We start from the raw sequence: 19730 nt of genomic DNA on the forward strand, positions 1-19730 counted from the left end.
AGTTTATTTATTAACCTAACCATTTATCTTGACCATATTTAATCCATTGTTCTACTAACATCACCGCAGAAATTAAACTCATAAATAGCAAAGTTTGATATTTTATTTTACCAGGAATACAACGATACAAATATCCTAAAGGAAGGAAAAAGAAAGGGGTCGCAAATATATATCTGGCTAAACTCATTAACCGATCAAATGTAAAAAATTGAATTAATGAATGAGCAGTTGTAAAATACACACAAAACCAAAATATATAGTTAACTGCTAAATTATTAGTATAATCATGAATTTTTATTTGAGTGAAAGTGATTTTATTCTTCATTGCTTTGAAAAAATTAAACCCATATATTAAAATTAAAAGAGGTGGATATAAATAAAGAATACTCCACCAAATTCTATATCTTGGTACTAATATAATATTTTGTTTTTGTGTATATTTATAATATGTCAAAATTAGAGACAATAACAAAATTATCAAAGGCAGGTAAAAACCTATAATATCAACTAAAGGTGATTTTGGAAATAGTAGAAGTTCTAAATGAATACCTAATTTCTTGCCCCAAAGACGTTGATCTTCAAAAGGTGCAAAAAAATTACCTCTAGTTTGGAGACAATAGTTACCATAAACAGCATAACCTGATAAAGAGGCAACCCAAATAGTGACAGTTGTTTTAATTTCTCGATGATATTTTTGCAGATGAATTAATAAATTTTTCCAAGAATATATCTTGGTTTTCAACATTGCCAAACCAATAATAGTTATTAAAGTTAATATGGTTGCAAAAAATACTTGAATTAATATAGGTCTGGTTAAACTCATCAAGAATGTAATGATGAATAAAAAACCAAGTTTGAGGTTTTGATTAATTTTATTATTGGGTAAACACAGCCAGATAAATAACGTACTAAACAAGGAAAACATACTTTCTGTGTAACCAATAACTCTAAATATTGCCATTGGGTTAACAGTATAGGCTAACATTATTGAGAAAGCTAAATATGTACGCGTTAAAGCTGTTTTGAACAGCGAGAAAATTAAAAAATTAGTGATAAAAAATATCACAGAAGATACAATGACGAAATAATGCGCTGCTTGTTCTATAGTTTGGGGATGAAATAGGTTACGAATAATAAAAGGCCACAGGGGATAAAATGCTTTGCAACTGGGATTAACAGCCATTTCTGCATAATGTTCTACGTCCATATAGTAATATAAGATTGGACGTAGTTGTGTAGGAGAAACTAATTTATGAAAAGCATCTGGATTAATCAGCATTCCTATTGCAGCACAAAGAATAAATACAGTGCAGATAATTAAGGGTAAGAGCAATTTAATTTTTTTGCGTGCTGGTAACATTTTATTTTTTTGCAAATTATTGAATTAGTTTCTAACAAATAAAAATACACCATCTCGTTGATATTGTTTCTGGTATTTTGGATTTGTTTCTAATTTCTGAAATAAATTTTTAGTAAATTCTTCATTACTTCCCAAACCACGAGGACGAACTGATCTGTTTTCCATATCACCTCAAATTGAACTTTAAATACTTATCTTTACTTATATTTGACAATTGGATAGCAACAGCAGCGAACCGTGGTATAATTTGCATTATTTCTTAACTAACGTATTAAAATTTACTATATTACCAGTTACAGGGGTATGCGGCAATGGTGCAACTAAGGTTATCCAGTGTTATCCATAAACATCCACAGTTTATCTTACTACTATTAAGTGCATTATTGTTATTTGCGAACAATGGCAATAATAGTTTATTGGCCTATGATGAAGCATATTATGCTATACAAGCCCGTTGGATGTTAGAAACACAGGACTGGTTAACACCCCAATGGTGGGGTACACCTATATATGATCGCACTGTTGGTATCCAATGGTTAATAGCTTTAACTTATCAAATATTTGGCATCAACGAATTTAGCGCCCGTTTACCTAGCATTATTAGCTGTATTATTAGCGTTATCCTGATATATCAAATTGGTACAATTATACTAAATCGCCAAGTTGCTTTTTTAGCAGCAATAATTCTATGTTTAATGCCAATATGGATATTTGAAGGACGTTCTGCAACTCAAAATACTCCATTAGTTTGTGTTGAACTACTGGGAATTTGGGCTTTATTACGTGGTGAAGAATTAGGCAATAAACAGCAAAAGCAAAAAATCCTCTGGGGAATTTTAGCAGGTGCTACTTTTGGTTTAGGATTCCTGATTAAAAGTTTCATGATTATTTTACCAGGAGTAGCAATTATTCCTTATTTAATATTCAGGAATAAACAACATCGGTATTTAGAAAATATTGGCATTTATTTAGGTTTAATCATTGGTTTTATTCCTGTAATCATTTGGTTAACTTTGAGTTGCCTGAAATATAATAGTTTTTTTCCTGTAACAGATTTATTTGGAAAATTGCTTTATTTATCTGCTGATGACACATACAACCCAGGCACATTTTATTATTTTTGGAATATACCTTTAAATACGTTTCCTTGGGCATTATTTAGCGTTATAGGGATTGTGTGTATTTTGTTTTACCGAAATAATCGTATATCTCTGTTGCTAGGTTATCCAATTATCTTGTTTATTCTACTCTGTAGTTTTAGAACTCGTACACCTTATTATCCTTTGCAAATATTACCATTTATGGCTTTGTTTGCATCTGTAGCACTAATAAGATTTGAAGATATTTACCAACTTCGTAAAAAACGAGTAAATCAAATCATATCTTATTTATTGTCTGCCTTTACAACCTTGGGCATCTTATTATTAGTCTTAGGTTCATTAATAACTTTAAATATTCACTTACCTGTAATCTCTCTCACTCCAGAAATCCAGCAATATGGTATATTAGGAATTATTTTAGGCGCAAGCTGGGCAACTATTAATACTACTTGGAAAAATCGTAAATTCTTGCCTAATAAATATTGGCTTGCTAGTTGGGTTATATCTCCTTATTTAACAATAACTACCCTTGGATTTATAGGTGTTTTAGGTGATAGAAATCCAGTTTTCAGAACCGAACTCCAACAACCGCAAATTCATCAAATTCTTGCTGTTAAACCTATTAACTTTGTTATAGATAACCCAGTCAATAATAAATCAGATGCTGAAGTTGTTAATTATTCAGAAGTAGAAATTTCAAAAACTTTCATGTTGCTAAGTTTCTATACACCACAATTAGGTAAAATAACAAAAATACAAGATTTACAAACTAATAGCTATGCCTGGATAACTCCTAAGATACCCACAAATACTTTAAATAAATATGAGATTATGGGTACAGTCAAAGGTTGGAAACTCATTTACAAAAATTAAACAAACATTAATCTTTATCATCATGAAAAATAACTCATTCAAAGCAGAAGTCAAACAATATTTCGATAAAATCGCCTTTGACTTAGATTGGTGGAATCGTCGCAATAAATATTATTATCAAGATATCCAAAAATTACATAATTTCATTATCCCATCGGGTAGCAATGTTTTAGAAATAGGATGCGGTACGGGAGATTTATTAGCAGCAACTAACCCCAAATTAGGTGTAGGTATTGATTTTTCAGAAACAGTAGTTTCTATTGCTAAGGATAAATATCCTGATTTAGATTTTTATTGTTTTGATGCTGAAAACATGAATCTAGATTTTTTTAGTAATACTCCTATCTCCTATTGTAAATTTGACTTTATTATTTTATCTGGTGTGCTTGGTTATCTGACAGATATTCAAGTAGTCATGGAACGGGTAAAAATGTTTTGTCATCCCAGAACGAGAATTATTTTAGTATTTCATAACTTTCTTTGGGAACCGGTGCTGCGGTTTGCGGAAAAAATTAATCAACGTCGTCCCCAACCTCCACAAAACTGGTTATCAATGAATGATATGATGAATTTTTTAGCTATTACAGGTTATCAACCAGTAAAAATTGGCAGAAGATTTTTAATACCTAAACAAATACCAATTATTACTAATTTTATTAATCAATATATTGGTTATTTGCCCATTGTTAATCATCTATGTTTAACTAATTATGTCATAGCCCGTCCCGCTTGGTATGAAAATATTAATGATGTCAAAAAATATAATGTCAGTGTAATTATTCCTGCGAGAAATGAAGCGGGAAATATTGCTGCTGCGGTAGAACGTTTACCAGAGTTAGGTAAAAGTACAGAGGTAATATTTATTGAAGGACATTCCCAAGATGATACTTGGGATAAAATTCAAGAAGTGGTGAATAACTATCAAGGAAATTTTACGCTTAAAGCATTTAAACAAACAGGTAAAGGTAAAGCAGATGCGGTAAGATTAGGATTTGCAAAAGCAACGGGAGATATTTTAATAATTCTTGATGCTGATTTAACTGTACAACCAGAAGATTTACCCAAATTTGTAGAAGTTATAGCTACAAATCACGGTGAATTTATTAATGGTTCGCGTTTAGTGTATCCTTATTCTCATCAAGCAATGCCTTGGTTAAATTCTGTTGCTAATAAATTTTTTGCTTTGTTAATATCTTTTTTGTTGGATTGTAATATTAAAGATACTCTGTGTGGAACTAAGGTTTTATGGCGAGAAGATTATGAAAAAATAGCAAATAATCGAAGTTATTTTGGAGATTTTGATCCTTTTGGAGATTTTGATTTATTATTTGGTGCAGCAAAGTTAAATTTGCACATTGTGGAAGTACCTGTCAGGTATCAAGAAAGGACTTATGGTAAATCTAATATTTCCCATTTTCGTGAGGGGTTGATTTTATTAGGTATGTGTTTATATGCTGCTAAAAAAATTAAATTTATATTGTAGTTTCATTGTCTTGGTTTATGTATTCTCTTTTTAACAGATATCTGCCAAACTTCTGATTATTTAAACATACGGAAAATAACAAAGTAATAACAACTGCTAACATGGCATTAGTATTAGTAAATGGTGGCATAAATATAGGTATCAAAATTACAAACTTACCCCATTTATTGACTTGAGGATATAAACTAAAAAATGTGGGAAAATACCAGACTAAACCCATAATCCATGCTTTTGGATTAAATAAGTTAATAGTATTTAAAATAGCATAAAATTGATATTCTTTGCTATTTTTACGATTAAGTATCAATAGTGATATCATGGCTGCTAATCCAATTAGCAATGCACCAAGAGTATTATTTTTTAAAAAGGGATTCATATATCCATTAGAAAGATTACGACTAGCGAGTAAACCTGTATTTTCTAAACCTGTATTTCCTATAGCAATTACTAAATTATTAACTACATTTTGTCCATGAGTATTGATGGTTTCTGATGTGGTAATTTCTCCAAATATATTTGGTAATATGACTTGAAAGAAATGTTGATAGACTGAAAAATCAAAATATAATAAGGGTAGGAAAAATAATAGAGTTGTAAATAATATTGCAGAAATTAAGTATTTAAATCTTTTGTTAACTAGATAATAAAGTAACGTAACTATAGGAAAAATTTTGATACAACTACTTATAGCTAACAGGAAAGATGCAGTTAAAAATGAGTTGGGTTTCCTATTTTGAAATACATCAAATGATAGAAATGTTAAATACATAACTAAAGTATCTATTTGCCCTCTTTCAAATGTAGCAAATATAGGAAAACTACACATTATAAATAAAATTGCTTCTCCTGGTAGTTTAAATTGACTTTTTCTCAGGAAATGAAAGCTGAAAATAATTAAGATAAAAATAATTATTAGACTAAAAATCATTTTAGCTATGGCATAAGAAAAAAAACCTAAAGGTGCAAAAAGTAAAGCTGCAAAAGGCGGGTAAAGAAAGCCAGATGTAGGTGCGTCATGGGCGTTAACTGGTACATATAGTTCAGGAAATTGGGAAACGTGATTTAAATAAGGATCTAAATTGTATAGTACGGATTTACCAGCCACGTAAAAGACTCTAAAATCTATTTGATATGTTTCTAATACCAAATAAACTAATAAAAATACAGGAGCAAAATAAATTAAGTATTCTTTGCAGGTTTTGTTAGATAAATTGATCATGATTAGTGAAAAAGTATTGATAAGCGGGAAATAAATTGATTACCTTGAATTACCTTAAATGAGCAATAAAAGCATTTGTATCATTTATAATATTCGGGTATTTACTAAGAACATTATTAATTTTCTGTTTTTGATCATCATCCACAAATAAATTATAGCTTTCGACAAATTTAAAGCTACCTGCTAAATAATTAGCACCTAAGTTTATTTTTGAAATTATGTATTCTGCTGTGAGATTGCTAGGATTAACTAGCCATCCTTTTCGATGAGATAAGTAAAGTAATGTTGGATCACCTCCTGTTGTTAAAATGTTTTAGGCTAATACTGAATTTTTATAAAGATCCTAATATACCTGCTAATTCAAAAGACAAACCGAATTTTATTAAAATGCAAATACTCACAGGAAACAGCGGGAAAAAAGCTAAATTTTGATGTTTGTCGTCATTCACAAATACCATACTTTGGTTACATCTCTGACGCAACAGACTGGAAACATTAGAAAATCAATATACAACCTAGTTAAGCAATAACTATTACTAATATGTTAAACTGATATACATAGCTTTCTAATCAAACTAATCAAAAATATGCAACTCACCCAAAAGCAATATTACACCCCAGAGGAATATCTAGAATTAGAAGCAACTGCGGACTACAAAAGCGAATATATTGAAGGACAAATCATTCCGATGGCTGGTGCATCTATAAATCATAACCGCATTACAGGTAATTTTTACGCCGAGCTAAATTTTGCCTTTAGACAACAAGACAAATATGAAGTTTTTAACAGTGATATACGTCTATGGATACCCCAAAGACTAATATACACTTATCCAGATGTGATGATTATTGCAGATGAACCAGAATTTTTCAATAATCGCACAGATACAATTACCAACCCCCAGGTAATTATTGAGGTTTTATCTAAATCAACCAAAGGTTACGATAGAGAAGATAAATTTGCAGCTTATAGAACAATTCCCAATTTTCAAGAATATTTATTAATTGATCAAACCCGCATTCATGTAGAACAATTTTCTAAAACTGGCAAGAAAAGATGGAATTTATATGAGTACGATGAAGAAGATGAAAACATATCTCTTGTAACTGTACCTTTTGAAATTTCTTTACAGAATTTATATAATAAAGTAAAGTTTGGAGTTGTGGAATCTGAATTGGAAAATAATAGTTAAATCTCGTCAAATTTAGCAGTATACTATACTTTGGTTCGGCTATATATCCAACGCAATAACAATATAATAAATTCAATCTTGACATAAGTGCAAATTAGACGGTGGTGAGTGTTAAAAGTGAGTCCTTAACAATTTATAGTTAAGAGTATCCGTAAATTGTTAAATCATTGTGAAAGCTATTACCCTTCTTGGTTCTACCGGTTCTATTGGTACTCAGACTTTAGATATCGTTTCTGGGCATCCAGACAAGTTTCGTATAGTTGGTTTAGCTGCTGGGCGCAATGTGGAGTTATTCGCAGCGCAAATTCGCCAGTTTCGCCCCCAAATAGCCGCCATTTCTGCTGCTGATAAGTTACCAGAACTTCAGGAAGCAATTAAGGACCTTGATCCCCAACCTATTTTACTCGCTGGGGAAGCGGGAGTGATTGAAGTTGCCCGTTATGGCGATTCCCAAAGTGTTGTTACTGGTATCGTTGGTTGCGCGGGTTTACTCCCTACTATCGCAGCGATTGAAGCGGGTAAGGATATTGCTTTAGCAAACAAAGAAACTCTCATCGCTGGGGGTCCTGTGGTTTTACCTTTGGTGGAAAAACACGGAGTGAAACTATTACCCGCAGATTCGGAACATTCGGCAATTTTTCAATGTTTGCAAGGTGTACCCAAAGATGGGTTAAAAAAGATATTATTGACTGCTTCTGGTGGTGCTTTTCGAGATTGGCCTGTGGAAAAATTGCCCACAGTTAAAGTTGCGGATGCTCTTAAACATCCTAATTGGTCAATGGGTAAAAAAATTACCGTTGACTCAGCAACTTTGATGAATAAGGGGTTAGAAGTAATTGAAGCCCATTATTTGTTTGGAATGGATTATGATGATATTGAAATTGTCATTCATCCCCAAAGTATTATTCACTCTTTAATTGAGTTACAAGATACTTCTGTTTTGGCTCAACTGGGTTGGCCAGATATGCGTTTACCGTTGCTTTATGCGATGTCTTGGCCAGAGAGAATTTACACAAATTGGGAAAGATTGAATTTAGTAAAATGCGGTAATTTAACTTTCCGTGAACCGGATCATCAAAAATATCCTTGCATGAATTTAGCTTATGCTGCTGGTAGAGCCGGCGGTTCGATGACTGCGGTTTTAAATGCGGCAAATGAACAAGCTGTGGCGCTATTTTTAGAAGAGAAAATTGGCTATTTGGATATTGCGCGGTGTATTGAATGGGTGTGCGATCGCCATCAAAATGATAACAAACAAAATCCTTCTTTAGATGACATTTTAGCAGCAGATCAATGGGCTAGACAGGAAGTTTTTACTGCTACTGAAAAGTTAGCTACTCAACCTCAGTTTATTTCTGTGGTTTAAGTTCTAGATTCCCGATTTCTTCAAGAAGTCGGGGATCTTATTTGATTTAACCATCCTTTTATATTTTCTGGTTTATAATATCTCCTTTCTTTATTCCTTCTTTAAATGATTAAGGAACTATTACTAATTCAGCAATTTCATTACTCAATCGTATAAAGTCTTTAGCATTTAAAGTAACTATCTGATCAATATTATGTTTAATAGCAATGTGAGCAATTAAAGCATCATAAATTACACCCCCCATAATGTTTAAATTCACCATTTGTTCAACTACTTCTTGATAATCTTCTGTAGTTAGAGGAATAATTTCAAAATGTTTTAAGTTAGTATCAATCAGTTGTTTAGTGATTCGAGGAGATAGACGAGGTTTAATAGGAAGACTTGTTAAAACTCGATAAAGTTCTGCTAATGTTCTAGTACAAATTATTCCTTGAATTGCTTGTGTTTGTACTTGTTGTAACCAAGGTAAACATTTCTGATGTTCTGGATGTTCTAACCATAACCCTGCTACAATTACAGAGGTATCAAATAATACTTTTGACATCTAATTTTTTTAGTATCGTAATTTTTCAATCAGTGTATTAATATCTTCATCAGTAGTTAAATGAGCAGAAAAAGTTAATATACCATCTTGTTCCAATAGTTCAACATCTTCTGTAATCGGTGTTAAAATTAGTCTTCCTGCTTCTATTTTTAAGGATAATTTAGACTCTTCATGTAGTTTTAATTGTTTTATTAAATTTTCAGGAAGAGTGATTTGTCCATTTTTAGTGACTGTGATAACTTCCATTGTTTTGTTTGATTTTTTTGCTTATTTTAATTATACAATAAATTTACATTAGTTATTAATTTTAATATGCTGTTGAGCATTATTCCACATTTCATAAAATACACTCCATTCAAAAAACTCTATTTCATCTCCTAAATTACCTGCTTGAAATTGTTGATAGAATTGACTAGAAGACATTTGATATTTTGTCTCAAAATTCTTTAACCTTTGTTCTAAATCTGAAATATCTTGTTGTGTTGAATTTGCTAACTGTGAAGATGATTGAACATGATTAATTTTACTTTTTAAAAGTTGCCTTTCTTCTGGAGATAAAGAGAGGATGATTTGAGCGATATATTCTACTAATTGAGTATTCATAAGGTAATTTCACTGTAATTTTAGTCTTTTGTAATTACTACTTTCATAATAATAATTTACGTAACTGGTACGTAACTGTAACATTAATAGGGTAAGTCACAGTACATCAATTCTGCAAATAACATATTTTTGATTCCTGACGCACTCTACAATATAAAACCAATTTTAACATAACAATAGCGCCAGAAATAACTCTATTTACAAATTTTGATAAATTACTTACCTATTTTCTCCCTCAATTATCGCTTTTTCTTCCTCTGTTAAACCATATAATTTATAAACAATTTCATCAATTAACCAATCACATTGTTTTAACTGCTGTTTAATAGGTAAGAGAACATTTAAACTCGATTGATATTCTTTACCTAAAGTTTCCTGTTCTTTTCTGGTGGTAATATCAATTTTGATTTTCTTTTTGTTTTTCTTGAGAATATCAATTAATTCATCTAAGGTTAAATGATTATCTCCTTGTTTTTGTTTATAATAATCACCTAAATAATTCTGAATTTTCGATTTATTGGTGAGGTTATCAATATCAGTACCAATAAATCTTTCTAACCATCTGATAAATCCTTTGGTTTCTGTTTGTTTTTGTTTATTTAATTCTATCATTTGTTCTGCTAAATATGCAAGTAAATCATGAATTACATCCGCTTCTGATGGTTGTTGGTTAAGGTAGTGTTCAATTTGCATAAGTAGGTTATTAGGGTGATGATTAATTTGATATTGTTGGTAAAGGTTAATGAGATTTTGTAGATGTTCTTGGCGTTTTTCTGGGGGAGTTGTAAAGGATATTTTAGGAATAGGTATTCTCCTTAATGTATTTTCCAAATATTCATAGCGATAATCTTTAGGTTTAGCAATAAAGCGATAACGATAATTGAGAAGGTTAGAATTAAGAAGCGCAAGGATAAACTTAATATCAAGTTCTACTTCAGGAATAGGAAAAATAACAGTTGTGTCAGTTAAACTAATATATTCAGCTTTTTCATCAAGTGCAAATCTATTTTCTGGTGCAATATAGGGAACAATTATTTTAGGTAGATGATATTTATCTTTATGTAGAGGCCAAGTGTACTTAAACCATTCACAATTTCCTCTTATATATGCTGCTCTGGATGTTAAAGTATCCTTTTTTTCTTGTAAATATTTTCCAACTCCTTCATCACAGTTTAACTTATCCAAATCATTAGGATAAATAATATACAAATTTCTAAAATCCAGACTATATTTTTTAATATCTTGATTTTTAATTAGCTTTTTAATGCAATTAGATTCAATAGCATATTCTTTGACTGTTTTCTCATCTACTATAAAAACTTCGTTTTTTCCTGTTTCCATACCTTTCCCTATAAAAGCCAGTGAACCAAGATTAACACAATTACTGTCAATTCTATCTATAATATCCAAATTCTCCAGATAGCCAAGATTCCAATTCTCAGATTCTAGCTTTGATTGTTCAACTTCTGCAAAATATTCAGATATAGAACTATTATCTAATAAATCTTCAACTTCTTGTAATTGGATTTCTCTTTCTAATTGAATAAACCGTACTATTTCTTCTAATTTATTGTTTTGTTGCGTTCTTTTTTGTAAAACTGTAATACAAGTTTTAATACCCAGATTTTCAAATACTACAAAATTACCAAAATCAATAATTTCTTGAATGTGCGTATTTTGAAACAAGAAATTTCTTAAACTATTCGCAAAATGAGCTTCTAGGAAATACCGTGATGTAATAAAAGATGAATAACATTTATTTTTCACAATATCAATTCCGCGTTTAAAGAAGAAATAGAATATATCATTTTTACCCATCCATATTTCAGGATAAGAAAGTCGTAAATAATCAGCATCTATTGATTTTTTACCCCAAGTATCATCAATACTGAAATAAGGAGGATTTCCAATAACAGCATCAAAACCAGAATTATCCTTCCAACTCGCATTTTCTAAATCAATAAACACCTCTGGAAATTCTAAATCCCAATGAAAAAACCGCTTCTCCTCAAATAACCTTGTCGCATCTTCATAAACTAACAAATCATCATCCTTGAGATTTTCGGAATTTACAGAAATTGCATTTGTACCCCATCTTTCTAACCAATTCTTAGCTTGTTTCACACCAAAAAACTGAGAAACATAAACATCTAACAATCTTTTATAAGGTTTTGCAGCTTGATCAAACTCCTTAAACAACCTTTCGCTAGTTTCCACCTCCGCAAAAGTCGCATCACTTAACGTACTCACACCGCGCATAATTTCCGCAGCACGTAACAACCCCACAAATGGACCAGTTAATAAACTTAACTGGCCACTTTCTTCTTGCTGCATTTTTGCTTCCGCTTCCTTTGCAGTTGTACCAATAAGCGAATTACCACAACGTAAATGATGATCTAAAAAACTCAAAGGTGCGCCAATTGTGAAAGAATGTAACCATAAACTCACCTTTGCTAATTCTACCGCCATCGGGTTTAAATCCACACCATAAATACAGCGTTTCATTACTACCCTTTGCAACAGTTGAGTGTCTTCTAACTTACTCAAATCAATTGTAATTCCCTGGTTTTGCAAATTCTCTAAAATACTATTACGGGTAATTTCTAACATCTCCAAAACTGGGTTATGTTCAGGATATTCATTTAAAATATTGATTAATTCATCAGTTAAAAAATCAACCGCTTCTACTAAAAAATGTCCGCTTCCCATCGCAGGATCACAAATTTTAATATCTAACAATGTATTTTGTGCAGTTTTTTCTAACCGTCGTAAATCTTTTTGTAAACCGTTACGACTTTGTAGACCCAACCTACCATCTTTGAGATTTTCTCGTACTTGATTAATTTGCGTCATTAAATCAGCAAACTTTTGTTTTCTCTCCTCTAAAATCGGTTTGAGGGTATGACTAACAATGTATTTAACAATATAATCAGGTGTGTAATAAGAACCTGTAGATTTTCGTTCACCCTTATCATTTTCTAAATGAACTTTTCCCGTATTTCCATCTTCAACAACTACCCGATATTCTAATAAACCTTCATAAATTGATCCTAATTGTCGCACACCTAAAAAGCTGTAATCAATGGGTAATTTTTCAAATCTTGCTAATTTATCTAAAGCAGGTGCTAAAACTGCATCTGATAATTGATGTTCATACAAAAAATGATTATCTGGATAATCTTTAATATCTTGGTTTTCATGAAAATCAAAATGAAATAAACCGCCATTATATCGAGGTACTTCTAAAGCTGCATCACCTCTATCTACTATTTCAAATAAACTCAAAATACCTTTATAAATCTTTGTAGAAGTTTGACTTAATGTTTTTTGTTTATCAAGACTTTCCGCTATTTCTTGGGTAATTTTAATTAAACTATAATCACGGTAAGCGGTGGTTATTGGTAACAAATTTCTAGCTTCGGCATATAATAGAAATAACAACTTATATAAAAATGATAAAGTTGCTGCATAAACTTGTTTTTCGTTGATAGTTTTTCCCCGTCGTGCTGCATCTGCAACAAAACCTCCTGCTAAGTCAGGAAATATCTGTTCAAATACTAATGTTTTTAACTCGTTTCCTACTTGAGTCGCATAGGTTGTACTTCCTTCTCTGACTCGTTCTAAAAAGTTTTTATTATAGCTATCTTTTTCAAAAGCTGCACGTCTAAAAAATAACCAAAAATATTTGAATTTCTCTAATTTATCTTCTAATTTATTATCTACATCTTCACTTTCTAATAATTCTACCAAATCAATGGGATAAAATTCTGTTGCTGTAGAAGATGCTAACCGATAATATAACCGCCATTCTCTCCCGTTGGTTAAAATTCCCCAGTCAACATTTGTACCTGTTAAATAACTGGAAATCTGAAAAGATGGGTTTTCATTTTTGAAGATATCCCGCTGATCATTAGCAGAAACTTTACTTAGTTGTCTTTCCCAATATTTAGCTTCTGCTATAGCTAATACTTGACTATAAAATGCGGTTTCATTACTTTGTAATGTGTAAGCAATATCTCTTGTTTCTGTGTTAGAAAATAAGGCATAATCTGGACGTTGGGATCTACCTTTTCCACGAGTGACTACTTGAGTAATATATTTAAAACCTAATATTTCTAATACAGGTTTAATAAATTCTTCTTCTGTTTGGGATTCGTTTAATGTGGGTAAAATGGCTTTTTTGGCAAGATAGATTTTATTTAATTGTTCAAATTCTGAGGTAATATCTAATTGCCATTCTGGTAATTGTTGAATCCGAAATCTTAAATAATGTTGAGAAAATAAGGGTTTGTTGGGTTTTTGTGTATCTGTCATGCTCCCGACTCCTGAACAATGGTAATTTTATGGTTATTTTATGGTTATTTTAAAGTATCAGTTATTGATTTTGATCCTTTACAATCTTGCGTAAGCTCTAAATATACTGAATATTGTGATTATTTTATCACAGATGAATGCTTGCAAAATGATTAACATAACTAAATATCTTGCCATTTTCGAATATAATTGATAATCTAATTTAACAAAATTTTCTATTTTTTAGAAAAAGATGAGTATGATCATTACCTTAATAGTCGCTTGGATAATATTTGTCATCCTGTGGAAATTAGTCAAAACCACCATCAAAACTGCCGTAACTTGTGCAGCGATAGTGGTTTTATTATACTTCGGTTTTGGAATTACACCTCAAGATATTTGGCAGAAAATCTCTGAAATTACTCAAAATATCTCCCAAATACTTGTGCGTAATTAAACTTAACTTTGCGAAAAATAAATTTTTAATTGCTGATACTGTTAAGTAACATTTCAAAAGATTCCCAATCCCAAATCCAAAATCTAAAATTGTATTACTTGTATGAAGCCGAAATTTTCGCCAGTGCATCCTTCATTGCTGGAGGTAACTGACGCATAATTTTACCTCTTTCTCTGTCTAATGCTACCAATGTCACCTGAGCAGAAACATATAATTCTTGCTCATCAGCAGAAACAATTTTATAATCCCAGTTCATTCGCACACCGGTTACTTCCAACATCCGGGTTTTCACAACCGCCATCATTCCTAATTGCAGTGCGCGATGATAGCGTACTGATAATTCTACCACTGGTAAATCACAACCTAAAGCTACCAAATCAGCAAAATCAATACCTATAGAGCGCAAACATTCTACCCGCGCTGCTTCCATCCAAGTTAAATATGTACCATGCCAAGTAATGCCAGCATAATCTGTATGATGAGGCTGCACTCTGATCGGATATTCAAACCAAGTATCAAATTCAGTTTTTGTTAACTTGTCGATCGCACTGGTAGGTGGTAATTTTGGTTGACTTGGTGTTTCTTGAGTCATTTTCAATCTTCTGAATAATTGGTTTTCTTACCCATCAGATTTTAACAGACCTGCAAAACACTTGACAAAACCGCAAAAACAAGGTTCATTGTCGGTAATGGTGAAAAGGTGGTAGGCGTTGAAAAAACAAAGCCGCTATCACCAATTACCAATTACCAAAAAACAATTTCCTGTTTACCACAGCATATTGCAGGTAAATGAGGAACAAACAAGATCATAAACAAGATCGTAAAACAGTTTTGCACCAAGGGATTTTTACTGCTGAACACTTCTCTATCTTATTAGGCAATTTATCACTTCTTAACAAGAGTTTTATGACTTGTATAAGTTTGTATAGATTGCTTGACAAGATTAGCTAGTTCCTGCAATTGGCTAATTGCTTCTGCGCCTTCTAACTTCATCAATTCGCGGTCATCCCGCATTTCAGTCCAAGTAATTCCGTAATCTGATACTAAAAAGCGAATAAGATGATTATCTCCTAAACTTACCATGAACGAAGCACTGTTCATTTGGTCGCCACAGGTGTAGCAAGAAGCTGGGTAGCCATTACGCTCTAAAACTATTGCCAAGGCTTGCAAGTTCATTACCAAGTCTTGGACAAATTCCCTATGTTGATGTGCCAGTCTCAGAAACACTTTTTTCCTCCAGACACCACAGTCATTTGAGTATCTTTTATATTTTCTTTAGATTTTCCCATCCTTTGGTATTGTATACTATACAATTCCTAACAGATAGTTAAGTCTGTAATTAGTTACCCTGCTTAGGGTAGTGGATAACTATTCTGTATGTCGTATCAAACAATTCAGTTTGCAATATATAAATCTCAGATAAAACTAGCAAAGTTAACATTGTCTTTATATGTTTAGCACTAGTCTCCTGAGTTTAGTCAGCAATCAGCCTTTAGCCTAACTCAAATCTCCTGCTAGTCAACCCGGTAACAGTTGCATATTACACCTTTATAAGTAGTGTTTAATCGAATTAGCAGTATTTCTTAACTCTAGCGTAAGTTTTTGCCTTTTTCTTCCCATCTCTATTTTGGTGAATTTATGCTTCATCTACTATTGATTAACAAAGTGCAAGCTTTCTGAGGCTCACAGTACCTAAAACCTTGCACAATTTTAATTTTAATCATCCTCAATCCCTTGATTTCTCTGGGTTTTACGTTTATTCAGCAAACCTAAGTAAATTTTGTTAAATTTTATACTAAATTTTAGACACAGAAAACCCCAAATCTACAGACTTCCTCTGAAGATAGCGGAATCAAGGATCAGGTAGTAGCCATTTAGGCAATAGTTTCGATGTGACTGGGGACTGGGACAAGATTTTCGATTTTAGATTGGAGTTCATGAAATATAATCCAAAAACCAACATTGTATCACCAATCACCAATCACCAATCACCAATCACCTGTTCACTACTTTAAGCCACTACTTGCCACCAACCAAAAGCAGGTCCGATAAAACGGATTGTTACCCATACTACTACCATAGCGCCAATACCAATCCAAGCTCCGCGAGTAGTGATTTTCACAAACAATTCCGCTTGAGATTTAGTGATAGGAACCCAGGGTAAAATGCGAGTTTCTTGCCCGTATTGTTCTCCTAGTGTGCTTTTACGACGTTTTGCTTCACCCATAATCAATAATTTAAAGTTCGTTTTAGCTTCTTAATCTATGTTCGCAGGAATCACGGCGATTTTGGAAAGAAGTCAGGAGTGAGAATTTTTAGTTTTCCAATCACCAATCACCCATTTGAATTGTCTTCATTATTGGGAGAAAACAGACTGGGATCGAGATAATTTAAGCGTGCTAGAGGACTTAGAGCAGCGAGAATTTGAGCGCCATAACTGCGGTTCACAACACGACTATCAAGTAAAGCCACGATACCTTGATTTTCCCGGACTGGGGCGATCGCTCGTTGCAGTTCACTTAAAGCAGTAGGTAATAAATATAACCTAAACCAATCTTGGTGCGATCGCTTGTAATGAGCTACCCTACCAGCCACCAAAGGATTTTCCAAAGATGGTAAAGGCAAAGTTGCAATTATTAACAACCGGGGTGCTGGTAAAACATCTTGATGCGATCGCCAAAATTCCCAACCACTCACCAAAATTCCATTTTCATCCAAACAAGTTTTTTCCACCTGTACCCGTGAACCAAACTCCGAAGCCAAAATTGCCCCCACCCTTGCTTTCAGCGGCACATCCCCCACCAAAACCACAGTCATACCTGGAGATGTAGCGCTTAAACAAACCAAAGTACGAACTTGATGAATAAACGCCCCTTGAAATTCCGGTGTATTAGGTAAAGGCAACTTATAGGGTGCATAAAGTTGAATTGCCTCCCCTTGACTATCACTAGAAAACTTCAAACAAGTCACATCCTCCAACCCCAAACGCTGACGAAATAGAGGAACTTCCGTTTCTGGTTCTACCGCACTACCAATCAATACCACAGGTTGCCGCTGCCAAATAGGGGCGAGTATTTTAGCCAATTCCATCGGGGCATAATGTAAAGAAAATAATCCTTGACGACGAGCAATAGTAGCCCAGAAAAGAGCAGAAGATAGGGTAATAGGGTGATGGGGTGATGGAGTGATGGTAGTAGGAGAAAAATCCTCGGTCAAGTTTTGGAACAGCAGCCAAAATTCCTGCCAGCTTTTTGGTAGATTACTTATAGACTCGAAGCTAGAATACAAACCTTGTAAAATTTCAATTTCCCTTTGAGAAATCAGATAACAGTGGTACGGGTTTTCTGGATGTTGGAATAATTCATGTGTCAATTGTACCCTAGCTTCCCGAATTACCTCAGCTTCCTGGGGACAAGCCAACATCAGTTGCTCCCAGTCATGAGGTTGAATATCTTGAGTTAGCTGATCACGTACCCAATCTTCCAAATCATCAACACCATCAATAATAGTAGGAATATTAGGGGGAAAACTACCATTATCAGCCAACTGCCCTTTTAACCAAGCTTGGGGGGAAGTTAACAGCAACCCTTGAAAATCAGAACCAGGCCAAACTTCACCTGTTCTAATGGGTTTATTAGCTGATAACCACTGCTGTAACCTGGGAATTTCTATATTTAGTAAACGCTGCTGGACAGTTGCCGATGCCACAATAATTACAGGACCATGCCACATCAAAGCAGACGCGATAAAACTGGTGCGATATCGACCCTGGTAGCCACAAACAGCCCCGACTTGAATTAAAGCACTACGTCCCAAACGCAAAGCCCGTGCTACCAACCGTGCCATCGTCAAGTGGTGAGGCCAAGTTGGAAAACCCTCTTGCGATCGCAGAAAGTTATGTAGTGATAAATGAACTTCAGCCTCAATCACGCGCTTTTCATCCCATAACAAATGACTTTTTTCCGAACTGCCACACTTTTATTATGTTGTCAGGGAATAGGGAATAGGGAATAGGGAATAGCGAATAGGGAATAGGGAATAGGGAATAGGGAATAGGGAATAGGGAATATTTATTTTTCTTCTTCCTCCTGTCACCAGTCCCCAGTCCCCAGTCACCAGTCCCCAGTCCCCAGTCACCAGTCCCCAGTCCCCAATCACCATTCACTAACATCTTTACATTATGCCAACTTACAAAGGAATTTCCAGCGAAGCCTTCAGACATCCACTAGATCGCCAAGCCGAGGAAGCTTTACGCAGTTTACCGGGCTTTGATTTAATCGCTCGTAAATTTGTGGAATTTGTCTATGAACGTCCGCAATTAATTTATTTAATGGGCAATAATATCCAAGTTGGACCACGCCAATATTCCACTATTTACCAGATGTTTCGCGAATGTGTACGGGATCTGGATATTTACCCAGAACCAGCACTATTTATTTCACAAAACCCCCAAGCCAACAGCTACGCACTAGGGCAAGAAAATCCTTACATAGTAGTTAACACTGGTATACTCGACTTACTCAATGAAGCCGAAATTAGGACAGTATTAGCCCATGAACTGGGGCATATTAAATGTGGTCATACTATTTTAATTCAAATGGCGATGTGGGCAATGAGCGCCGCTTCTACCATTGGCGAATTAACCTTTGGTTTGGGAAATTTAGTCACTCAAGCTTTAATTTTTGCCTTTTTTGAATGGCGACGTAAAGCCGAATTATCCGCAGATCGCGCCGCATTATTAGTCATGGATGACCTCAATACAGTCATCTCAACCATGATGAAAATATCAGGCGGTAGTAATAAATATGCCCATGAATGTAGTTTACAAGAATTTATTCAGCAGTCAGAAAAATATCAAACACTAGATGATAATAGACTCAATCAAGTATATAAATTTCTCATGTATAATGGCGCTCAAGGAATGATGATGAGTCATCCTTTCCCTGTAGATAGAGTGCATTATTTACGCACTTGGGCAGTATCAGAAGAATATCAGCAAATCAAGCAAGGTAACTATCAAAAAACCCCATCAGAAGGTGCAGTAAATGTTAAAGTTGAAACACCTGAAGATGAAGCAGAAACATTAAGAAAACAAATTGAAGAATTACAAAAAGAAATTGACAAAATGAGAAAGTGAGGTAATTGGTAATTGGTAATTGGTAATTGGTAATTGGTAATTGGTAATTGGTAATTGGTAATTGGTAATTGGTAATTGGTAATTGGTGATTGGTAATTGGTG

18 protein-coding genes are annotated in these 19730 nt (G+C 33.4%); 6 read left to right on the forward strand and 12 right to left on the reverse strand.

Going from position 1 to position 19730, the window contains the following annotated elements:
* Window positions 1–10 precede the first annotated feature (10 nt).
* Window positions 11–1360, reverse strand: a complete 1350-nt coding sequence (locus tag FFR48_RS06755; protein WP_137666815.1) for a mannosyltransferase — start codon at window positions 1358–1360, stop codon at window positions 11–13.
* Between the two features lie 24 nt (window positions 1361–1384).
* The gene (locus FFR48_RS06760) at window positions 1385–1525 is read right to left on the reverse strand and encodes a hypothetical protein (RefSeq protein WP_162501851.1); all 141 of its coding nucleotides are present in this window, start codon (window positions 1523–1525) and stop codon (window positions 1385–1387) included.
* Between the two features lie 146 nt (window positions 1526–1671).
* On the opposite strand from FFR48_RS06760, the gene FFR48_RS06765 reads away from it, so the two are divergent.
* The gene (locus tag FFR48_RS06765) at window positions 1672–3333 is read left to right on the forward strand and encodes an ArnT family glycosyltransferase (protein WP_137666816.1); all 1662 of its coding nucleotides are present in this window, start codon (window positions 1672–1674) and stop codon (window positions 3331–3333) included.
* Between the two features lie 22 nt (window positions 3334–3355).
* The gene (locus tag FFR48_RS06770; RefSeq protein WP_137666817.1) at window positions 3356–4816 is read left to right on the forward strand and encodes a glycosyltransferase; all 1461 of its coding nucleotides are present in this window, start codon (window positions 3356–3358) and stop codon (window positions 4814–4816) included.
* Here FFR48_RS06770 and FFR48_RS06775 read toward each other — a convergent pair.
* Entirely contained in the window at window positions 4806–6035 is a 1230-nt protein-coding gene (locus FFR48_RS06775) for a glycosyltransferase family 87 protein (RefSeq protein WP_137666818.1), read from the reverse strand. The genes FFR48_RS06770 and FFR48_RS06775 overlap by 11 nt on opposite strands.
* A 587-nt stretch (window positions 6036–6622) precedes the next feature.
* On the opposite strand from FFR48_RS06775, the gene FFR48_RS06780 reads away from it, so the two are divergent.
* Both FFR48_RS06780 and dxr read left to right on the forward strand, forming a co-directional pair.
* Entirely contained in the window at window positions 6623–7228 is a 606-nt protein-coding gene (locus FFR48_RS06780; RefSeq protein ID WP_137666819.1) for a Uma2 family endonuclease, read from the forward strand.
* A 169-nt stretch (window positions 7229–7397) separates the two neighbouring features.
* A complete protein-coding gene (gene dxr, locus FFR48_RS06785) occupies window positions 7398–8594 on the forward strand; it encodes a 1-deoxy-D-xylulose-5-phosphate reductoisomerase (RefSeq protein ID WP_137666820.1) in 1197 nt (398 codons plus the stop codon).
* Window positions 8595–8703: 109 nt separating this feature from the next.
* Here the strand turns inward: dxr and FFR48_RS06790 are convergent, their stop codons facing one another.
* From FFR48_RS06790 to FFR48_RS06805, 4 genes are all read right to left on the reverse strand, one after another.
* Complete coding sequence (locus FFR48_RS06790) at window positions 8704–9138, reverse strand: type II toxin-antitoxin system VapC family toxin (RefSeq protein WP_137666821.1); 435 nt, start codon at window positions 9136–9138, stop codon at window positions 8704–8706.
* Window positions 9139–9147: 9 nt separating this feature from the next.
* A complete protein-coding gene (locus tag FFR48_RS06795; protein WP_137666822.1) occupies window positions 9148–9384 on the reverse strand; it encodes an AbrB/MazE/SpoVT family DNA-binding domain-containing protein in 237 nt (78 codons plus the stop codon).
* A gap of 48 nt (window positions 9385–9432) precedes the next feature.
* Complete coding sequence (locus FFR48_RS06800) at window positions 9433–9741, reverse strand: hypothetical protein (RefSeq protein WP_137666823.1); 309 nt, start codon at window positions 9739–9741, stop codon at window positions 9433–9435.
* Between the two features lie 219 nt (window positions 9742–9960).
* Window positions 9961–14055, reverse strand: a complete 4095-nt coding sequence (locus FFR48_RS06805; protein WP_137666824.1) for an Eco57I restriction-modification methylase domain-containing protein — start codon at window positions 14053–14055, stop codon at window positions 9961–9963.
* A gap of 238 nt (window positions 14056–14293) precedes the next feature.
* Here FFR48_RS06805 and FFR48_RS06810 point away from each other — a divergent pair, with 238 nt between their 5' ends.
* Window positions 14294–14491 (forward strand): hypothetical protein, encoded by a 198-nt coding sequence (locus tag FFR48_RS06810; protein ID WP_096570202.1) that lies wholly within the window; start codon window positions 14294–14296, stop codon window positions 14489–14491.
* Between the two features lie 94 nt (window positions 14492–14585).
* Here FFR48_RS06810 and FFR48_RS06815 read toward each other — a convergent pair whose 3' ends face one another.
* From FFR48_RS06815 to FFR48_RS06835, 5 genes are all read right to left on the reverse strand, one after another.
* The gene (locus FFR48_RS06815) at window positions 14586–15083 is read right to left on the reverse strand and encodes an acyl-CoA thioesterase (protein ID WP_096570204.1); all 498 of its coding nucleotides are present in this window, start codon (window positions 15081–15083) and stop codon (window positions 14586–14588) included.
* Window positions 15084–15376: 293 nt separating this feature from the next.
* The gene (locus FFR48_RS06820) at window positions 15377–15718 is read right to left on the reverse strand and encodes a DUF1815 family protein (RefSeq protein ID WP_096570206.1); all 342 of its coding nucleotides are present in this window, start codon (window positions 15716–15718) and stop codon (window positions 15377–15379) included.
* Between the two features lie 784 nt (window positions 15719–16502).
* Window positions 16503–16718, reverse strand: coding sequence for a DUF2839 domain-containing protein (locus FFR48_RS06825; protein WP_096570208.1), 216 nt, complete (start codon window positions 16716–16718; stop codon window positions 16503–16505).
* Window positions 16719–16825: 107 nt separating this feature from the next.
* The gene (locus tag FFR48_RS06830; protein WP_096572759.1) at window positions 16826–18421 is read right to left on the reverse strand and encodes a helicase C-terminal domain-containing protein; all 1596 of its coding nucleotides are present in this window, start codon (window positions 18419–18421) and stop codon (window positions 16826–16828) included.
* A gap of 51 nt (window positions 18422–18472) precedes the next feature.
* Window positions 18473–18652: a hypothetical protein gene (locus FFR48_RS06835; protein WP_162501852.1), complete on the reverse strand. Its 180-nt coding sequence runs from the start codon at window positions 18650–18652 to the stop codon at window positions 18473–18475.
* A 19-nt stretch (window positions 18653–18671) separates the two neighbouring features.
* On the opposite strand from FFR48_RS06835, the gene FFR48_RS06840 reads away from it, so the two are divergent.
* Complete coding sequence (locus FFR48_RS06840; RefSeq protein ID WP_137666826.1) at window positions 18672–19628, forward strand: M48 family metallopeptidase; 957 nt, start codon at window positions 18672–18674, stop codon at window positions 19626–19628.
* The last annotated feature ends 102 nt before the right edge of the window (window positions 19629–19730 follow it).

This window comes from Sphaerospermopsis reniformis (assembly GCF_005402885.1).
Lineage (GTDB): Bacteria > Cyanobacteriota > Cyanobacteriia > Cyanobacteriales > Nostocaceae > Sphaerospermopsis > Sphaerospermopsis kisseleviana.

What these genes read in the sequence shown, in the direction of transcription:
- FFR48_RS06755 (WP_137666815.1), bottom strand. Translation starts at nt 1,360, where the DNA reads ATGTTACCAGCACGCAAAAAAATTAAATTGCTCTTACCCTTAATTATC.
- FFR48_RS06760 (WP_162501851.1), bottom strand. Translation starts at nt 1,525, where the DNA reads ATGGAAAACAGATCAGTTCGTCCTCGTGGTTTGGGAAGTAATGAAGAA.
- FFR48_RS06765 (WP_137666816.1), top strand. Translation starts at nt 1,672, where the DNA reads ATGGTGCAACTAAGGTTATCCAGTGTTATCCATAAACATCCACAGTTT.
- FFR48_RS06770 (WP_137666817.1), top strand. Translation starts at nt 3,356, where the DNA reads ATGAAAAATAACTCATTCAAAGCAGAAGTCAAACAATATTTCGATAAA.
- FFR48_RS06775 (WP_137666818.1), bottom strand. Translation starts at nt 6,035, where the DNA reads ATGATCAATTTATCTAACAAAACCTGCAAAGAATACTTAATTTATTTT.
- FFR48_RS06780 (WP_137666819.1), top strand. Translation starts at nt 6,623, where the DNA reads ATGCAACTCACCCAAAAGCAATATTACACCCCAGAGGAATATCTAGAA.
- FFR48_RS06790 (WP_137666821.1), bottom strand. Translation starts at nt 9,138, where the DNA reads ATGTCAAAAGTATTATTTGATACCTCTGTAATTGTAGCAGGGTTATGG.
- FFR48_RS06795 (WP_137666822.1), bottom strand. Translation starts at nt 9,384, where the DNA reads ATGGAAGTTATCACAGTCACTAAAAATGGACAAATCACTCTTCCTGAA.
- FFR48_RS06800 (WP_137666823.1), bottom strand. Translation starts at nt 9,741, where the DNA reads ATGAATACTCAATTAGTAGAATATATCGCTCAAATCATCCTCTCTTTA.
- FFR48_RS06805 (WP_137666824.1), bottom strand. Translation starts at nt 14,055, where the DNA reads ATGACAGATACACAAAAACCCAACAAACCCTTATTTTCTCAACATTAT.
- FFR48_RS06810 (WP_096570202.1), top strand. Translation starts at nt 14,294, where the DNA reads ATGATCATTACCTTAATAGTCGCTTGGATAATATTTGTCATCCTGTGG.
- FFR48_RS06815 (WP_096570204.1), bottom strand. Translation starts at nt 15,083, where the DNA reads ATGACTCAAGAAACACCAAGTCAACCAAAATTACCACCTACCAGTGCG.
- FFR48_RS06825 (WP_096570208.1), bottom strand. Translation starts at nt 16,718, where the DNA reads ATGGGTGAAGCAAAACGTCGTAAAAGCACACTAGGAGAACAATACGGG.
- FFR48_RS06835 (WP_162501852.1), bottom strand. Translation starts at nt 18,652, where the DNA reads ATGGTGATTGGGGACTGGGGACTGGTGACTGGGGACTGGGGACTGGTG.
- FFR48_RS06840 (WP_137666826.1), top strand. Translation starts at nt 18,672, where the DNA reads ATGCCAACTTACAAAGGAATTTCCAGCGAAGCCTTCAGACATCCACTA.